The sequence below is a fragment of the Aeromonas sp. A35_P genome, assembly GCF_002259925.1.
GTDB classification, from domain to species: domain Bacteria; phylum Pseudomonadota; class Gammaproteobacteria; order Enterobacterales; family Aeromonadaceae; genus Aeromonas; species Aeromonas dhakensis.
The window spans coordinates 18,803-35,243 of record NZ_NEVB01000183.1 but is presented as its reverse complement, the minus strand read 5'-3'; the positions used below and the strand labels follow the sequence as shown (position 1 = coordinate 35,243).

The following is a 16,441-nucleotide window of genomic DNA, read 5'->3' as shown; positions in this document are numbered from 1 at the left end:
AATACTGCAAAATCGGTACAAACAAAATTTCATTGAAATCTAAATTAGAAAGTACTAATTTAACGTCAATCTGTTGTTGACTGGAGTCTTGCTGATGAAACGGATCCTGATTGTAGGCGGGGTAGCGGGGGGCGCGTCTGCCGCCGCCAGAGCCCGCCGTCTGAGCGAAGAGGCGGAAATTGTGATGTTCGAGCGGGGCGAGTTCGTCAGCTTCGCCAACTGCGGGCTGCCTTATCACATCGGTGGTGACATCCCCAACCGGGATGCCCTGCTGTTGCAGACCCCCCAGAGCTTCAAGCGCCGCTTCAACGTGGATGTGCGGGTCTTTCACGATGTCATCGAAATAGACAAGGCCGGCAAGAGCCTGCTGGTGCGCAACCTGCTGACCGGTGAAGAGCGGCGCGAAGCCTACGACGTGCTGCTGCTGAGTCCGGGCGCGGCCCCCATCCGGCCTCCCTTCCCCGGCATCGACAGCCCGGGTGTGCACACCCTGCGCAATATTCCCGACATGGATCGCATTCTGGCAGCGCTGGCGCACGATCAGCCGCGTCACGTCACCGTGGTGGGGGGCGGCTTCATCGGGCTGGAGATGATGGAGGCGCTGCACCAGCGCAAGCTGGACGTTACTTTGCTGGAGCTCTCCGACCAGGTGATGGCTCCGGTGGATAAGGAGATGGCCAACATGCTCCATGCTCGCATCCGGGAGGAGGGGATCGACCTGCGCCTGCGCACCGGCCTCTCCGCCATCGAGAGTCTGGATGTGCTAGCGGAAAAAACCGCTGCCGTGGCCACTGAACAACGGGGCGGGCTGCGACTGACCCTGAGCGATGGCTCCCGGCTCGACACCGGCCTGCTGATCCTGGCCATTGGCGTCAAGCCCGAGACCCTGCTCGCCGCCAAGGCGGGGCTGGAACTGGGGCCACGCGGCGGCATCAAGGTGGACGCCGCCATGCGCACCTCGGATCCCTTCATCTATGCGGTGGGGGATGCGGTGGAGGAGACCGACTTCGTCACCGGCGAGTCTGTGCTGATCCCGCTGGCGGGGCCTGCCAACCGGCAGGGGCGTATCGCCGCCGACAACATGCTGGGCCGCGCCGAAACCTACAAGAAGACCCAGGGTACCGCCATCTGCAAGCTGTTCGATCTGGCGGTGGCCAGCACTGGCCTGAGCGAGAAGCGGCTGCTGCAGCTGGGGCTGCCGTTCGAGAAGGCTTATGTCCACCCGGGCAGCCATGCCGGTTACTACCCAGGTGCCTACCCGGTCAGCCTCAAGCTGCTGTTTGCCCCGGATGGCAAGATTTATGGCGCCCAGGCCATCGGCAAGGACGGGGTCGACAAGCGCATCGACGTGCTGGCCGTCGCCCAGCGCGCCGGTCTCACCGTGTTTGATCTGCAGGATCTGGAGCTCACCTATGCGCCGCCCTTCGGCTCGGCCAAGGACGTGATCAACATGGCGGGCTTTGTGGCCAGCAACCACTTGAAGGGGGATACCCTGCTCTGCCATGCAGCCGAGGTAGAGGCCCGTCATCCTCATCAGCTGGTGCTGGATGTGCGCAACGGCCCCGAGCTCGACAAGCTGGGTCGCATACCGGGGGCGATGCACATCCCGCTGGATGAGCTGCGCGGTCGCCTCCATGAACTGCCCAAGGACAAAGAGCTGCTCATCAGCTGCCAGGTGGGCTTGCGCGGCCACGTGGCCTGTCGCCTGCTGAGTCAGCACGGCTTTAAGGTCAAGAACCTCTCCGGCGGTTTCAAGACTTGGCAGATGGCGGTGATGGAGTAACCCGCCACAGTCGCAAGCGAGCGCCGACCCCAGGGTCGGCGCTGTTGCACTTGCTGGCGTTTTAAATGCAATGAGCTTTGTGTCAAGCGAGCCTGATCCCTTATCCTGTTGGCTATTGCGCTGCGCCGGCAGCGAGCCAATCAGGGATGACATTTATGCGTCGCGTCGACTCTCACCCTCACTTCTCTCGTTCCTCATCGCAACAGACGGTTGTCCCCGGGCGCCGCTGGCCGAGCCTGCTGCTGGCGGGGCTCACGGCGCTGCTGCTGAGCGGCTGCGGCCCCGACAAGCCTGTCGCCAATGAGTCGACCACACAGCCAGCTGCCCAGCAGGACGCGGGCGCACCAAGCGCCGTGGCGCAGGCCAATGCCCGTCAATACCGCGATGCCCCGGCGCTGGCGCTGGTCTTCTCCGGCCCCTTGGCGCCCAAGGCAAACTGGCAGAGCTGGCTCTCTGTCAGTGAAGGGGGCAAGCAGGTGCAAGGGGAGTGGATCCTCGCCGACGATGGTCGCACCCTCTATTTTCCGAACGTCCAGCCAGACAAGCGCTACGAGGTGAGCCTCAAGGCTGGGCTGGGCCCATCCCCCCAGAACTGGACCCTCAAGACCCGGCCGCTGGAGGCGGGAGCCTCCTTTACCGCCAGTGGGATGGTATTGCCGCTGCGCGACGAGCTGCGCCTGCCCATCAGCGCGGTCAACGTGGACGAGGTCAATATCGACTTCTTCCGGGTCGATGCGGAATATCTGCCCCGTTTCCTAGCCGAGTATCGTCCCGGTGCCGGCATGGGCAACTGGGAGCTTGAGCAGATCACCAAGCGGGCCAAGCGGGTGTTCAGCGGCCGCTATGGGCTGGAACTGGATGCCAACCGGCGCGAGACCCGCCTCATCAATGTGAAAGAGCCGCAGCTGGCCGAAGCTGGCGTCTACTTTGCGGTGATGTCGCCCCTTGGCAACTACGACTGGCGCAAGGAGACCACCTATTTTGCGGTGAGCGACATGGGGCTCAGTGCCCGCCGTTACCGCGATGAGCTGGAGGTGTTCGTGAGCTCCCTGGCCAGCGCCGACCCCCTCAAGGATGTGCAGCTCTCTCTGCTCGACGAGAAGGGTAACCGGCTGCAGGTGCAAACCACCGATCCCCAAGGCCATCGCCGTTTCGATCAGGTGCAGGGGGCGCGTCTGCTGCTGGCTGAGCAGGGCAACCATCTGGCGGTGCTGCGCCTCGATGGGGCGGCGCTCGATCTCTCCACCTTCGATCTCGGTACCCAGCCCTGGCAGGCCCAGCAGCTCTATCTGTTCAGCGGGCGCGACCTTTATCGCCCCGGCGAGCGGCTCGACAGCGAGATCCTGCTAAAAGGGCAGGATGGCCAGCTGCTGCCGGGCATGGCGGTGGAGCTGGAGGTGAAACAGCCGGACGGTCAGCTGCTCGAACAAAAGCGCCTGCTACCGGACAGCCTTGGCGCCGCCCACTACGGCCTGCGTCTGCCGGACGATGCGCCGCTCGGGCGCTGGACCATCAACCTCAAGACCGCCGCCGGCAGCCGCTTCGAGTGGCCTTTCCTGGTGGAGGAGTTTCTGCCGGAACGGCTGAAACTGCAGCTTGGCAAGGGGCCGGATGGCGAAGTGACGAGTCTGGACGCCGCCCTGACTCTGCCGCTGCAGGGGGACTATCTCTACGGTGCGCCAGCCAGTGCCACCAAGGCCAAGGCGGAGGTGAAGTTAAGTCGTGCCACCATGCCCTTTACCCAGTGGCAGGAGTTCACCCTGGGTGACGTGCTGCTCACGGAGCAGGCCAGGGATCTTGAACCGCTGAATCTCACCCTGGATGCGCAGGGGCAGGGGACGTTTTCGCTGGCTGATGAGCTTGATGGGGTGCGTGCCCTCGGACCGCTGGAGGTGGCCTATCGGGTGTCGCTCGCCGAGCCCGGTGGTCGCGCCGTCAATCGCAGCCGCACCCAGTATGGCTGGGCCATGGGCAGCCAGTGGCCGGCGCTCAAAGCTGATTTTGTGGCGGATCGGGTAGAAGGGGGCAAGCCGCTGCCCTTCCAAATCCTCAACCTCGATGACAAGGGCCAGCCGCTGGCGGGGCCGGTGAAGGTGCGCCTCATCAACGAGTACCGCGACTACTACTGGCACTACGCCGATGGGGAGGGGTGGAAGTACGAGTTCAACAGCCAGCCCTATCTGGAGCAGGAGCAGACTCTGCAGCTGGATGGCAAGGGGCCGACCCCGCTCACGCTGCAACTGGCGGCGGGCTGGTATCGATTGGAGGTGGAGAACAGTCAGGGCCATCAATCGAGCCTGCGGGTGGAAATAGGCAGTTACGCCTGGGGCGGCGGTGGCGAGCAGGCACGGCCTGACAAGATTGCCATCACCCTCGACAAGCGCGCCTATCAGGCGGGTGACAAGGCCAAGGTGACTTTAGTTGCCCCGCGCCCCGGCAAGGGGTTGCTGCTGGTGGAGGATGGCGACGGCCTGCGTTGGTGGCAGCGCATCGAGCTCAAGGGGGCCGGTGGCGATGCCAAGGATGCCCGCGGCGAGTTCGAGATCCCGGTCAGCCCCGAGTGGCAGCGCCATGACCTGCATATCTCGGCCCAGATCGCAGCGCCAGACAGCACCTCCAAACCGGCTGGCAAGCAGCAGGGGCAGAGCCTGCGCTCGGTCGGCCTGGTGCCGCTCACCTTGGACCGGGAAGCGCGCCGTCTGCCGCTCACCCTGAGCGCGCCTGATAAAGCGGTGCCGCTCACCCGGCTGGAAGTGACCGCCACCTCCACCCCCAACAGTCAGGGGCGGGTGGTGCTGGCGGCGGTGGATCGGGGCGTGCTCAATATCAGCGACTACCAGCCGCTCGACCCGTTCGAGATCTTCTTTGGCCGCAAGCGCTTCGCCCAAGATTTGTTCGACAACTACGGCCAGGTGATCCCGCCGCAGGATGGCAAGCTGGCCCGCCTCAACTATGGGGGCGATCGGGCGCCACTGAAAAAGGGGGGCGCGTTGGAGAGTCGGGTCGAGATAGCCGCGCTCTGGAGCGGCGAGGTGAGTTTCGATGAACAGGGCAAGGCGGTGATCCCGCTTGAGCTGCCCAACTTCAACGGCGAACTGGCGCTGATGGCGCTGGCCTGGAACGAACAGCAAGTCGGCGAGGCCGAGCGCGCCGTCAAGGTAGTGGCGCCCTTGGTGGCCGAAATTGGCTGGCCACGCTTTGGCGCCAGAGGGGATGAGACCCGGGCGCTGGTGCAGCTGCGCAACATGAGCGGCGAGGATCAGACCCTCTCCCTTGCCTGGACCCTCAACGGCGGGCTCAAGGCAAACGGTGAGCTGCCCGGCACCCTTTCCCTTAAAAATGGCGAGGAGCAGTGGCTGACCCTGCCGCTCACCGTGACCGGGGCGAGCGGTGTGGCGAGCTTGCAGCTGGCGGCCAGCGGCAAGGGTTTTGCGATAAGTCGCGACTGGACTTTGCCGCTGCGCTCCCCCTGGCCGGCTGAGACTCGCCAGCGCTACCAGATGCTGGCCCCCGGCCAGCAGATGAGCTTTGCGCCAGCTGAGCTGGCCGGGCTGGATCGCGCCAATCTGCAGGGGCTGCTCAGCCTCTCCGGTACTCCGCCCTGGGATCCGGCAGCCCAGTGGCAGGCGCTGGCCGACTACCCCTACGCCTGTCTGGAGCAGACCTTGTCCCGTGCCTGGCCTTACTTGCTGACCACGGCCGATGAGCGCATCACCTGGAGCAAACCCGCAGAGGGCAAGAAAGCGGTGAGCGAGGCGGATGTGCAACGCGCCCTGCTGCAGCGGCTGCAGCGGTTGCAACTGCCAAGCGGCGGCTTTGGCCTCTGGGATGGCCGCTCCGACGAGGAGCAGTGGCTCACCGCCTACGCCACCGATTACCTGCTGGCGCGCAAGGAGGCGGGCGACGCCGTGCCGGAGGCCATGCTCAATCAGGCGCTGAACCGGTTGCAAAGCTATCTCACCGACAGTCAGTATGGTGAGCGCTGGAGCAGTGCCCCCGAGCACAGCCGGTTGGCCTATCAGGCTTACAGCGCCTATGTGCTGGCCCGGGTGGGCAAGGCACCGCTCGCTACCCTGCGCCTTATCTGGGAGCAGCAGGCTGATCACGCCCGCTCAGGTTTGCCGCTACTTCACCTCTCGCTGGCCCTCTCGGCCATGGGGGATGAGCAGAACGCCGCCAGGGCCCTCAGTCGGGCATTGGCGACCGAGCGCGGTGACGACTATCTCGGGGATTACGGTTCACCGCTGCGCGATCAGGCCCTTGAGCTCTCCTTGCTGCGCCAGCACAAACTGGCTGCGGAGAGCTGGTCGGCCCTCAGCGCCAAGGTGGCCGATACCCTGGCCCATCGTCAGTGGCTTAGCACTCAGGAGCGGCTCGCTCTGTTGCGACTCGCCCGCTTCGATCCGGCCGTCGACTGGCAGGCCAGGGTGACCTCCTCTCTTGGCAGTGGATCCCTGAGCGGTTCGGCTCCGCTGCAGCAGGGCGCCCCCGAGGCACTGGCAGCGAGCGCCATCACCAATGAGGGCAAGGGATCCCTCTATGTGCAGCGCACTCTGGTTGGTTACCCCGAACAGGCTCCGGCACGGATCAGCAAGGGGATAAGCGTGACCCGCAGCTGGTTCAACAGCGACGGTCAGCCGTTTGATCCCGCCAAGGTGAAGGTGGGCGATCTGGTGGTGGTGCGGCTCAATGTCAGCAGTGAATCGGCGGTGCCCGACGCCCTGCTGGTGGAGATGGTGCCCGCCGGCTTCGAGCTGGAGAACCCGGCCCTTGGCAACAGCATCAAGCTGGAAGAGCTCTCCATCGAGGGGAAACCTGCGTGGCAGAGCGAGTGGAACGACTACCTCAAGCATCAGGAGTTTCGCGACGACCGCTACACGGCAGCGCTGGATTTGAGTGAGGGGAGCAACCAGCAACTGGTCTACCTGATGCGGGCGGTGACACCGGGTCGCTATCAGGTACCGCCGACCCAGGTGGAGGATATGTACCGACCCGAGCTCAGGGCCGTGGGTGAGGATATCCACGAGGTAACTATCTCTGAGTAGCTGGCGCTTGATGGGTCGCAGACGCTCTCTGGGCAACGACCCCTCCCTTGAGCGGGTTCGCCCGCTCACGCTCTGGCAGCGTGGTTGGCTGAGCTTGGGTCGCTGTGGCCGCGCTGGCTGGCGCTGGCTTGGTCGCCTGCCGCGCTGGCTGCACTACTCGGTGCTGGGGGTTATTGTCCTGCTCCTGTCGCTGCTGGCGCTGGATCGCATTTTCCCGCCGCCACCGCTCGACCCGGCCTATGCGCGGGTGGTGCTCGACATGAAGGGGCGACCGCTGCGCGCCTTTGCCGATACCAGCGGCGTGTGGCGCTACCCCGTGACCCTGGAGCAGGTCTCCCCCCGCTATATCGAGGCATTGCTTGGCTACGAGGATCGCCATTTCTGGCACCATCCCGGAGTCAATCCGGTGGCCATGGTGCGCGGGGTCTGGCAGTGGCTGCGCTACGGGCGGGCCGTGTCGGGGGGCTCGACCCTCTCCATGCAGGTGGCCCGCCTGATCGAGCCTTACCACAGGAGCGTGCCCGGCAAGTTGCGCCAGATGGCCCGTGCGCTGCAACTGGAGTGGCACTACGACAAGCGCACCCTGCTCACCGTTTATCTGAACCGGGCGCCGTTTGGCGGCAATCTGGAGGGGGTGCAGGCGGCAAGTTTTGCCTATCTCGGCAAGAGCGCCGCCAAGCTGACCCATGCCGAGGCGGCGTTGTTGGCGGTGCTGCCGCAGGCACCCAGCCGCAACCGGCCGGACCGGCATCCCGAGCGGGCCCGCTCCGCCCGTGACAAGGTGATGCAGCGGCTGGTGGCGCAGGGTGTCTGGCCCGAACAGGTGTGGCTGGAGGGGCGTATCGAGCCGGTGCTGGCCCGTGGTCACTTCACGCCGATGGAGGCGCCGCTGTTTGCCCGCCTCGCCGCCGACAATCAGGCCGGGGCGCTGGTGCATACCACCATAGACGGCGATCTGCAGCGCTGGCTGGAGGGGCGGGTGGCAAGCTATATCCGCCGCTTCCCCGAGCAGACCTCCGCCGCCCTGCTGCTGGTGGACAACAAAACCATGGCGGTACGCGCCTATGTGGGCAGCGCCGAGTATGGCAATTTGCGCCGCCACGGTTATCTCGACATGGTGCAGGCGATCCGCTCTCCCGGCTCTACGCTGAAGCCCTTTATCTACGGTCTGGCCATGGACGAGGGGCTGGTGCACTCGGCCTCCCTGCTCTCCGACGCGCCAAGACTGGGCTCTGATTATCGCCCCGCCAACTTTTCCGGCGCCTTTCAGGGGCCGGTGACCCTGACTCAGGCGCTGCAGCAATCCCTCAACGTGCCGGCGGTGCAGGTGCTGGAGGCGCTTGGACCGGACAAGCTGGTCAGCCGCCTCGACAACGCCGGGGTACGGCTGGCGCTCTCCGACAAACCCAATCCAGCTATTGCGCTGGGGGCGGCGGGCATTCGACTCGAGCAGCTGGTGGCGCTCTACAGTGCGCTGACCCGTGAGGGACAGGTGGCGATGCCGGTCTGGCTGGCAGATCAGCAGGCAGTGTCGCGCCCCTTGCTGAGCCCGGGGGCGGCCTGGATCATCTGGCAGATATTGAGCGCGCAGGGGCGAGCGGACCAGCCCTTTGCCAGCGAGGCGACCGGCCGGGTCAACCGACTGGCCTGGAAGACCGGCACCAGCTATGGCTATCGCGACAGCTGGGCGATGGGGGTCTCCGGTCGCTGGACCATCGGCGTCTGGCTGGGGCGCCCCGACGGCACCCCCATGCCCGGTTTTTACGGGCAGAGCGCGGCGGTGCCGTTGCTGCTCTCGGTCTATTCGCGACTGGCCGACAACAGCCCCCTGCCGGCACAGCCCAATACGGTGAGCGAGGCCGAAGTTTGCTGGCCGCTGGGGCGCAAGGCGAACGTGACCCTGCCGCAAACGTGTTTGCAGCGTCAGAGTGCCTGGTTGCTGGAAGGGCGCGATCCCCCCACCTTGCCGGATCCCATGGATTGGCCCTCGCCGCTGCGCCAGGTTGTGTTGACCGATCAGGGAAAACCCACTCTGAGCCGCTGCCAGGATGCGGCGCAGTCTGGTTTTAGAGCGCTCTGGCCGTTGTCGCTGGAGCCGTGGCGCTCACCTGGCGAGCGGCGTCAGGCGCTGCTGGCAAGCCACTGTGCGGGGGAAGGGCAGAGCGCCGAGTTGCAGGCCCCCATTCGCATCCTGGCGCTGGGGGAGGGCAACCTTGTTCGCAGCCAGCGTTACCGGCTGCAGCCCAAGGTGCTGGGTGGTGTCGGCAAGCCAGCCTGGTTTCTCAACGGTCAGCGGCTGCTCTGGGACGGGGATCAGGTGCTGAGCGAGGCGGGTCGCTACCAGCTGGTGGTGGTGGACGAGGCGGGCAACAGCGATCGCATCGAGTTTCGCTTGGAAAATCCCTCCTGAGGGGAGAGGCGGTGCCTAATTGGCGTGTCAGAATATTGACGATATCGGGGGGTAGCCCCGATGCCGTCAGCGGATTGTCGATGCCCCGGCAGGTCGTCGCGGACTCAGGGTTTGACCTGACCCAAGCGGGTGAAGAAGTGCTGACTCTTGCGCTGGTGGAAGTGGCTCTTCTTGATGGAGTGAAACACCAGCTTGCAGTCCGGATGGCTCGCCTTGAGACGATGGATCATCGCCATGGCCGGTAAGCCAGTACTGACGAGCGTGGTGAGCGGCAGACTCTGGGTCTGCGGCCCCAGCAGCTGGTTGAGCCCCTGCTGGGCCTGCTCGAAGCGGGTCAGCACGGCGGGCTCGGCATAGCCGCTGCCCAGCATGGCGAGCAGGGCATCGAGCGCCTGATTAAATTCGGCCAGCTGCTGGCGAAAGCCGCTGCGACTGCGCAGGGCGATCAACTCTGCAAATGGGATATCGCTCAAGTGAGTGGGCACTTGCAGCGGGATCTCCAGATGGAAGCAATCCTGACCACCGCGGTTGTGATAGCGGGATTCGAGCAGGTGGAGCAGTCGGTCCAGATAGTCGTGATCGGTGATGAGGGCTCCCTCATTGGCGAGTGCCCACTCGCGGGCGAGCCGCATAGAGAGCAGGTTGGCAAAGCGGCGTGCCATTCTGAACCCGCCCTCTTCCCGGCTGGCAAAACCGTGCGCCAGACAAAAGCCGTGCAGCCGCTCCAGCCCGGCCTGGGCCGGGCAGAAGCAGTCGTGGTTGGCCGGCTGGCGCCAGCGACCGATCAGCTCCTTGTTGCCGAACACCTTGTGACGGACGAAGTCGGGGGCGAGCAGGCTGCTCAGTTGGCTCTCCAGCTGGGGGGTGATGGCGGCAAAGAAGGCGGCATCCGGCCGCTCGGCCAGCAGGTCCGTCTCCTGTTCGAGCGTCTGCAGCAGGGCGGTGAGGCCGCTCTTCTCACTGACGGTGAAGACGAAGGCGAGCCGCTCCAGATAGAGCAGGGCAAACTTGAGCCAGAGCTCGTCGCGTACCTCCATGCCGGGATAATAGATATAAGTCTTCATCGAATGGGTCTGTGGTCAGGAATGTTGCCGGGACGCAGGTTCGGGAATATACGCAAGATTGCCTCGCTGCGGCAAACATTGCGTGGGGGAATGTGAGCAAACGCTCATCCAGTAGGCGCTGGTCACAAAGTTCTGATATAATTCGCGCCCTTAAATCAAGGTCACCCGAGTCATTACCATGAAGTTCATTATCAAGCTGTTCCCGGAAATCACCATCAAGAGCAAGTCGGTTCGCCAGCGTTTCATCAAGATCCTGCAGGGCAATATCCGCAATGTCCTGCGCCGCTTCGACGACGATGCCCGGGTGCGGATGGATTGGGACAAGCTGATTGTGAGCTCCCGCAATGACCAGTTCCGTGAACAGGCCATCGAAGCCCTGGCCTGCATTCCCGGCATTCAGGCCTTCCTCGAGGTGCAGGCCAGCAAGTTTACCGACCTGCACGACATCTTCGAGCAGGTGAAAGCCGTGTGGGGTGACCAGCTCGAGGGGAAAACCTTCTGCGTGCGCGCCAAACGCCACGGCAAGCACGAGTTCTCCTCCCTCGAAGTGGAGCGCTATGTGGGCGGTGGCCTGAACCAGCACTGCGTGAGCAACGGCGTGCGCCTCAAGAACCCGGATGTGAAGATCAACCTCGAGATCGACGGCGAAGAGCTGTTCATCGTCAGTGCCATCCACCAGGGCCTGAGCGGCATGCCCATCGCCACCCAGGAAGATGTGCTGAGCCTCATCTCCGGCGGTTTTGACTCGGGCGTGGCCTCCTTCCAGTTCATCAAGCGCGGTTGCCGGGTGCACTACTGCTTCTTCAATCTGGGTGGCGCCGCTCACGAGATCGGCGTCAAGCAGGTGGCCTATCACCTGTGGAACCGCTTCGGCTCTTCCCATCGGGTGCGTTTCACCTCGGTCGACTTCGAGCCTGTGGTGGCCGAGATCCTCGAGAAGATCGACAACGGCCAGATGGGCGTGGTGCTCAAGCGGATGATGATGCGCGCCGCCGCCAAGGTGGCCGACGAGTTCCAGATCCCGGCGCTGGTGACCGGTGAGTGCGTGGGTCAGGTCTCCAGCCAGACCCTCACCAACCTGAACGTTATCGATCGGGTGACCGACAAGGTGATCCTGCGCCCGCTCATCACCTGGGACAAGCCGGACATCATCAGCGAAGCGCGCCGCATCGGCACCCTGGAGTTCGCCGAGACCATGCCGGAGTATTGCGGCGTCATCTCCAAGAAGCCGACCGTGAAGGCCGATCTGGCCCGTATTGAAGAGGAAGAGGGCAACTTCGACTTCGCCATTCTGGACAAGGTGGTGGCCGAGGCCCGTTACCTCGACATTCGTCGCATCGGTGAAGAGACCGCCGCCGAGGTGCAGGAAGTGGAGACTACCGCAGAGAGCGGTGACAACGAGGTGATCCTCGATATCCGCTCCATGGATGAGCACGACGAGAAGCCGTTGCTGGTGGAAGGGCGTGAGGTCATGCATATCCCCTTCTTCAAACTGGCCACCGCCTTTGGCGATCTGCCGAAAGAGAAGACCTACCTGCTCTACTGCGATCGCGGCGTGATGAGCAAGCTGCAGGCGCTCTACCTGAAAGAGAAGGGCTTTGCCAACGTCAAGGTGTACCGTCCGTAAGGTGACGTTCACGCATGCATAAAAAAATCCGGCCAATGTGCCGGATTTTTTTATTTCACTTGCAGGTTGAGGCTCAAGGGCAGGGGACCGGGGTAAAGGTGGACTGCCCCTGGCAGCGCCACCCCATTTCCGCCTGGCGCATCTGCCACAGGTTGTTGCTGCGAAACAGGGTCAGGATATAAATCATGTCGCTCTTGGTGCCATCGAGGGCGACCGAGAGCACCAGATCGTTGTCCAGCTGCTGCGCCTGGATGCGACTGGGTATGTCGCTGTGGCCGACGAAACGCAGGGCCACTTCACGATAGTCATTGACCCAGCTCTGCTGGGCGGTGCTTGCCTGACGGATCTGCTGGTTGAACTGCTGCACCGGGGTGGACGCGAGCCGACCAAACAGTACCTGAGCTTCAGCCTGCGCCGTTGCCACATTCATCAGTAACAGTGATGCGATGAGTCCAAGTTTTTGCATGAGGGATTCCGGCTTACAACACTGCATCCTATGACAACAGAAAAGCCTGCTTGGTTCAACGCAACCGGGTAGAGAGTGCGACCTGACGCCGGTTGTGAGATCAATTGCGCTGCAGCGAGAAGGTCGGCAGTGACAGATGCCAGTAGATGGCGGCCACCCGCAAACCGAACACCGCTGTCATGCAGATGAGCATGGCGGTCACCCGATCCACGTCTATCTCCAGCGCCAGGGTATAGAGGATACCCCCCAGGATGCAGGCGGTGGCATAGATCTCCTTTTGCAAGACCATGGGCACCTCCCGGGCCAGCACGTCACGGATCATGCCGCCGGCCACCCCTGTCATGGTGCCCATCAATACGGCGATCAGCCCCGATGTACCAAAGTTGAGGGCTTTTTGCGCCCCGATCACGGTAAAGAGCGCCAGCCCGAAGGCGTCGGCGACCGGCAGCACGTACCAGGGCATGCGACGGGGCAGCTTGACCATCCACATGCCGATCAGCGCCGTGGCGATCACCACCCAGATGTAGAGGGGGTCCCGTACCCAGAAGACGGGGGTAGCCCCCAGGATCATGTCGCGGATGGTGCCGCCGCCGATGGCGGTGACCGCCGCCAACACCATGACGCCAAAACCGTCCATCCTGAGACGACCCGCCACCAGTACGCCCGAAAACGCGAATACCGCAGTACCAAACATGTCGCTGATGTAAACAATCTGCTCAACCAGTGTCTGCATGGAGAACAACTCACGTCCAATTGTTGATGGGGCCGCGATTTTAGGGGGGATTGCGGCCTCTGACCAATGGCTGCCTGCAAGAAGTGGGAGCCAGACCAAGTTTTTCTCGGCCGCGATGGTACCAGCCAGCTTGAGGCATCTGAGCGGCGTCATGTCGCAGGGGAGGTGGACATAGACCTGCGCCCGGCCAGTTGTCGCAAGCCCTATGAACCCAATGAGCAAAACAGGGCACTTTTTTCCTCAAGTTCAGCCGGAACATGCCGATATATAGGGTAAGCGGCGTTAATGCGATGAAGCGTTGAAAATAATGCTAAAGACATCGAAAAAGAGGCCGTTAAATAAGAAGCATCGAACAGGAAAGACAATAAAGTTCGAGCAAATTAAATAGTAAATTTAATAGCTTAGGAGAATAGTCATGGGTCTTTATATCAATACGAACGTTTCATCGCTCAACGCCCAGCGTAACCTGATGAACACCAACAAATCTCTGGATACATCCTACACCCGTCTGGCATCCGGTCTGCGCATCAACAGCGCCAAAGACGATGCCGCCGGTCTGCAGATTTCCAACCGTTTGACCTCCCAGATCAATGGTCTGGATCAGGGCAACCGCAACGCCAACGACGGTATCTCCGTCGCCCAGACCGCCGAAGGCGCCATGGATGAAATCACCTCCATGCTGCAACGGATGCGTACTCTGGCCCAGCAATCCGCCAACGGCTCCAACAACACGGATGACCGTACCGCGTTGCAGCAAGAGTACAGCCAGCTGATGACTGAAATCGACCGGGTGTCCAAAGACACCACCTTCGGTGGCCAGAACCTGCTCAATGGTGGGTATGTGGGCTCCTTCCAGGTCGGTGCCGATGCCGGTCAGACCATCACGTTCCGGATGACCACTGCCTTCAGTATCTCTGGCATGGCTTCCGCAACCAGCGGCAGTGCGGCAGTGACGACCACTACCTCGGGCGAGCCTTATACCATCACCAGGACGGCAGGCACTCCGGTCACCTCTACCAGCATGTCGAGCATTACGGCGGCAAGCTCCGCCCAGTCGGCCATGGCCAACCTGGATTACATGATCAAGGTGGTGGACAGCAAGCGTGCCGAACTGGGTGCGGTGCAGAACCGGTTCGATTCGACCATTCGCAACCAGGCGAACGTCTCTGAAAACGTCAGTGCCGCCCGTTCACGGATCCGCGACGCAGACTTCGCGACCGAGACCGCCAACCTGACCAAGCAGAACATTCTGCAACAGGCTGCCTCGACCATACTGTCTCAGGCAAACCAGCGTCCGCAGTCAGCACTCTCCCTGCTGCAGGGCTGATAAAAGAAAACAGGGCGGTTGTTCAGGCCGCCCTGGTCAAGAGATGGAACAAAGGGGTGTTCGGTTCGCACTCTGTTCTATCGGGAGAGAATCTATTCTCTACTAGTAAAGCCAAGTGTTGTACAGCTGTTCAGTTCTGTCACGCTTGGTCATATTCTCCTGAGCGTATGCTCGTTTTAGGCCGGATCTTCCGGCCTCTTTTTATTGTGCCGTCAAATTGACGCCACTCCCCATATCAAAGCACAAACTGTGCCAACACTCAGAGCTCATCTCTGTCACGCCGGCTTTAGGCCCTGCTCCCGTTCATTGGGGACGGCTTGTCGTTCACCTTGCCGCTTGCCGGATAAAACTTGCCGCCTTCGGCAATTATTTTCCTAAAGCTTGTCGCCGCGCTGCCGTTAAATAAAGTGAAGCAATCGAGGGGTGTTCGGAATCCAACGTTTGCACTACTGCGGGTGACCTGTCCGTTCAAACAGACACCCGCCAGAAGAATCAGGCTCGTTCAACCTGTTCTTCTAACGGTGGGACGCCGCTTTGGCGGTGCAACCCGCAGTCGCATGTTCTTCGGGAGAATATTTTATGGCCATGTACATCAACACGAATACTTCATCACTGAACGCCCAGCGTAACCTGATGAACACCAACAAGTCCCTGGATACGTCCTATACCAGACTGGCTTCCGGTCTGCGTATCAACACCGCCAAGGACGATGCTGCCGGTTTGCAGATCTCCAACCGTTTGACCTCCCAGATCAACGGCCTGGATCAAGGTAACCGCAACGCCAACGACGGTATCTCCGTCGCGCAAACGGCTGAAGGGGCCATGGATGAAGTGACCAGCATGCTGCAACGCATGCGCACGCTGGCACAGCAATCCGCCAACGGCTCCAACAACACCGATGACCGTACTGCACTGCAGCAAGAATTTGACCAGCTGACCACCGAGATCAACCGGATCTCCAACGACACCACCTTTGGTGGCCAAAAACTGCTGGATGGGAACTACAAAGGTTCATTCCAGGTAGGGGCTGACGCCGGTCAGACCATCACCTTCAAGATGACCTCTGCGTTCACCATCAGCGGGATTGCGGCGTCCACCAAGGGCAGCGCGACCGTTGCGACCAGCGCCACTGGCGAACCTTATACCGTGACCAAGGGCACGAGCGCTGTGACTTCTACCAGCGTCAGCAGCATTAGCGCTGCCAGCTCGGCACAACTGGCCATGGCCAACCTTGATTTCATGATCAAGGCGGTTGACAGCAAGCGGGCGGAGCTGGGTGCGGTACAGAACCGGTTTGACTCCACTATCCGCAACCAGTCCAACGTCTCTGAAAACCTGAGCGCCGCACGTTCTCGTATCCGTGACGCAGACTTTGCGACTGAGACTGCCAACCTGACCAAGCAGAACATTCTGCAACAGGCAGCGTCCAGCATCCTGGCGCAAGCCAACCAAAGACCGCAATCTGCTCTGTCCCTGCTGGGCTAACAGAACAGCAGTGATGAGATAGGAAAAGGAGCGACGATATGGCCAATGAAATTGGGATCCCGTCATCGGTCACTCCTTCTTCTCTTCAGTCAAGTAGCAAGAGCGGCCAATCGGCCGCTCAAGTGCTATCTGGCACGACAGAAGAGCAGCGGGTGACGGCACAACAGGATGTGAAAAAACAGCAGGATGCTCTGACTGGTGATAAAACCGCCAAACAGGACGTATCCAATGCCGATATTGAAAATGAGGTGCAAAACTTGCAAGAGTTCAGCAAGTTGCAAGGCTGGACTGTCAATTTCAGTGTTGAGAAGGATCTGGATCAGGTGGTCATCAAGGTGGTGGACGCCGAGACCAAGTCAATGATCCGGCAGATCCCGAGTGAGGAGTTGCTGGCCATCAGCAAGCGGATCAAGGCTCTGCGTGAGGGCGATGTATCCGGCGGCGGTTCACGGGTCGGGTTGCTGCTCGACAACGAGATCTGATACGAAGAATTTAAGAGGA

Annotated in this window: 10 protein-coding genes; 7 read left to right on the top strand and 3 right to left on the bottom strand. The window is 62.0% G+C overall.

The window, feature by feature from the left end:
* Positions 1 to 94: 94 nt before the first annotated feature.
* From CAK78_RS11045 to pbpC, 3 genes are all read left to right on the top strand, one after another.
* On the top strand, positions 95 to 1,783 hold the full coding sequence (locus CAK78_RS11045) for an FAD-dependent oxidoreductase (RefSeq protein ID WP_094697288.1): 1,689 nt from the start codon (positions 95 to 97) through the stop codon (positions 1,781 to 1,783).
* A gap of 155 nt (positions 1,784 to 1,938) precedes the next feature.
* Positions 1,939 to 6,828 carry an alpha-2-macroglobulin family protein gene (locus CAK78_RS11040; RefSeq protein ID WP_441296591.1) on the top strand — a complete coding sequence of 1,630 codons (4,890 nt, stop codon included), beginning with the start codon at positions 1,939 to 1,941 and terminating at the stop codon, positions 6,826 to 6,828.
* A gap of 10 nt (positions 6,829 to 6,838) precedes the next feature.
* The gene (pbpC, locus tag CAK78_RS11035; RefSeq protein WP_094697293.1) at positions 6,839 to 9,238 is read left to right on the top strand and encodes a penicillin-binding protein 1C; all 2,400 of its coding nucleotides are present in this window, start codon (positions 6,839 to 6,841) and stop codon (positions 9,236 to 9,238) included.
* A 104-nt stretch (positions 9,239 to 9,342) separates the two neighbouring features.
* Here the strand turns inward: pbpC and CAK78_RS11030 are convergent, their stop codons facing one another.
* On the bottom strand, positions 9,343 to 10,302 hold the full coding sequence (locus tag CAK78_RS11030; RefSeq protein WP_094697286.1) for a hypothetical protein: 960 nt from the start codon (positions 10,300 to 10,302) through the stop codon (positions 9,343 to 9,345).
* A 178-nt stretch (positions 10,303 to 10,480) separates the two neighbouring features.
* Here CAK78_RS11030 and thiI point away from each other — a divergent pair, with 178 nt between their 5' ends.
* Positions 10,481 to 11,929: a tRNA uracil 4-sulfurtransferase ThiI gene (gene thiI, locus CAK78_RS11025; RefSeq protein ID WP_094697285.1), complete on the top strand. Its 1,449-nt coding sequence runs from the start codon at positions 10,481 to 10,483 to the stop codon at positions 11,927 to 11,929.
* 73 nt (positions 11,930 to 12,002) lie between these two features.
* On the opposite strand, the gene CAK78_RS11020 is transcribed toward thiI, so the two are convergent.
* Both CAK78_RS11020 and CAK78_RS11015 read right to left on the bottom strand, forming a co-directional pair.
* Complete coding sequence (locus CAK78_RS11020) at positions 12,003 to 12,359, bottom strand: hypothetical protein (RefSeq protein ID WP_010634335.1); 357 nt, start codon at positions 12,357 to 12,359, stop codon at positions 12,003 to 12,005.
* 136 nt (positions 12,360 to 12,495) lie between these two features.
* Positions 12,496 to 13,128 carry a trimeric intracellular cation channel family protein gene (locus CAK78_RS11015; protein ID WP_017779902.1) on the bottom strand — a complete coding sequence of 211 codons (633 nt, stop codon included), beginning with the start codon at positions 13,126 to 13,128 and terminating at the stop codon, positions 12,496 to 12,498.
* A gap of 415 nt (positions 13,129 to 13,543) precedes the next feature.
* Between CAK78_RS11015 and flaA the strand changes: the two genes are divergently transcribed.
* The 3 genes from flaA to CAK78_RS11000 all read left to right on the top strand — a co-directional run bounded on the left by flaA (position 13,544) and on the right by CAK78_RS11000 (position 16,422).
* Positions 13,544 to 14,455 carry a flagellin A gene (gene flaA / locus CAK78_RS11010; protein ID WP_094697284.1) on the top strand — a complete coding sequence of 304 codons (912 nt, stop codon included), beginning with the start codon at positions 13,544 to 13,546 and terminating at the stop codon, positions 14,453 to 14,455.
* Positions 14,456 to 15,034: 579 nt separating this feature from the next.
* Positions 15,035 to 15,940, top strand: coding sequence for a flagellin B (flaB, locus tag CAK78_RS11005; RefSeq protein ID WP_017786669.1), 906 nt, complete (start codon positions 15,035 to 15,037; stop codon positions 15,938 to 15,940).
* 38 nt (positions 15,941 to 15,978) lie between these two features.
* Positions 15,979 to 16,422 carry a flagellar protein FlaG gene (locus CAK78_RS11000; protein WP_094697283.1) on the top strand — a complete coding sequence of 148 codons (444 nt, stop codon included), beginning with the start codon at positions 15,979 to 15,981 and terminating at the stop codon, positions 16,420 to 16,422.
* Positions 16,423 to 16,441: the final 19 nt, after the last annotated feature.

Excerpts from the sequence above, each read along its gene's own strand:
- CAK78_RS11045 (WP_094697288.1), top strand. The coding sequence starts at position 95 with ATGAAACGGATCCTGATTGTAGGCGGGGTAGCGGGGGGCGCGTCTGCC.
- CAK78_RS11040 (WP_441296591.1), top strand. The coding sequence starts at position 1,939 with ATGCGTCGCGTCGACTCTCACCCTCACTTCTCTCGTTCCTCATCGCAA.
- pbpC (WP_094697293.1), top strand. The coding sequence starts at position 6,839 with ATGGGTCGCAGACGCTCTCTGGGCAACGACCCCTCCCTTGAGCGGGTT.
- CAK78_RS11030 (WP_094697286.1), bottom strand. The coding sequence starts at position 10,302 with ATGAAGACTTATATCTATTATCCCGGCATGGAGGTACGCGACGAGCTC.
- thiI (WP_094697285.1), top strand. The coding sequence starts at position 10,481 with ATGAAGTTCATTATCAAGCTGTTCCCGGAAATCACCATCAAGAGCAAG.
- CAK78_RS11020 (WP_010634335.1), bottom strand. The coding sequence starts at position 12,359 with ATGAATGTGGCAACGGCGCAGGCTGAAGCTCAGGTACTGTTTGGTCGG.
- CAK78_RS11015 (WP_017779902.1), bottom strand. The coding sequence starts at position 13,128 with ATGCAGACACTGGTTGAGCAGATTGTTTACATCAGCGACATGTTTGGT.
- flaA (WP_094697284.1), top strand. The coding sequence starts at position 13,544 with ATGGGTCTTTATATCAATACGAACGTTTCATCGCTCAACGCCCAGCGT.
- flaB (WP_017786669.1), top strand. The coding sequence starts at position 15,035 with ATGGCCATGTACATCAACACGAATACTTCATCACTGAACGCCCAGCGT.
- CAK78_RS11000 (WP_094697283.1), top strand. The coding sequence starts at position 15,979 with ATGGCCAATGAAATTGGGATCCCGTCATCGGTCACTCCTTCTTCTCTT.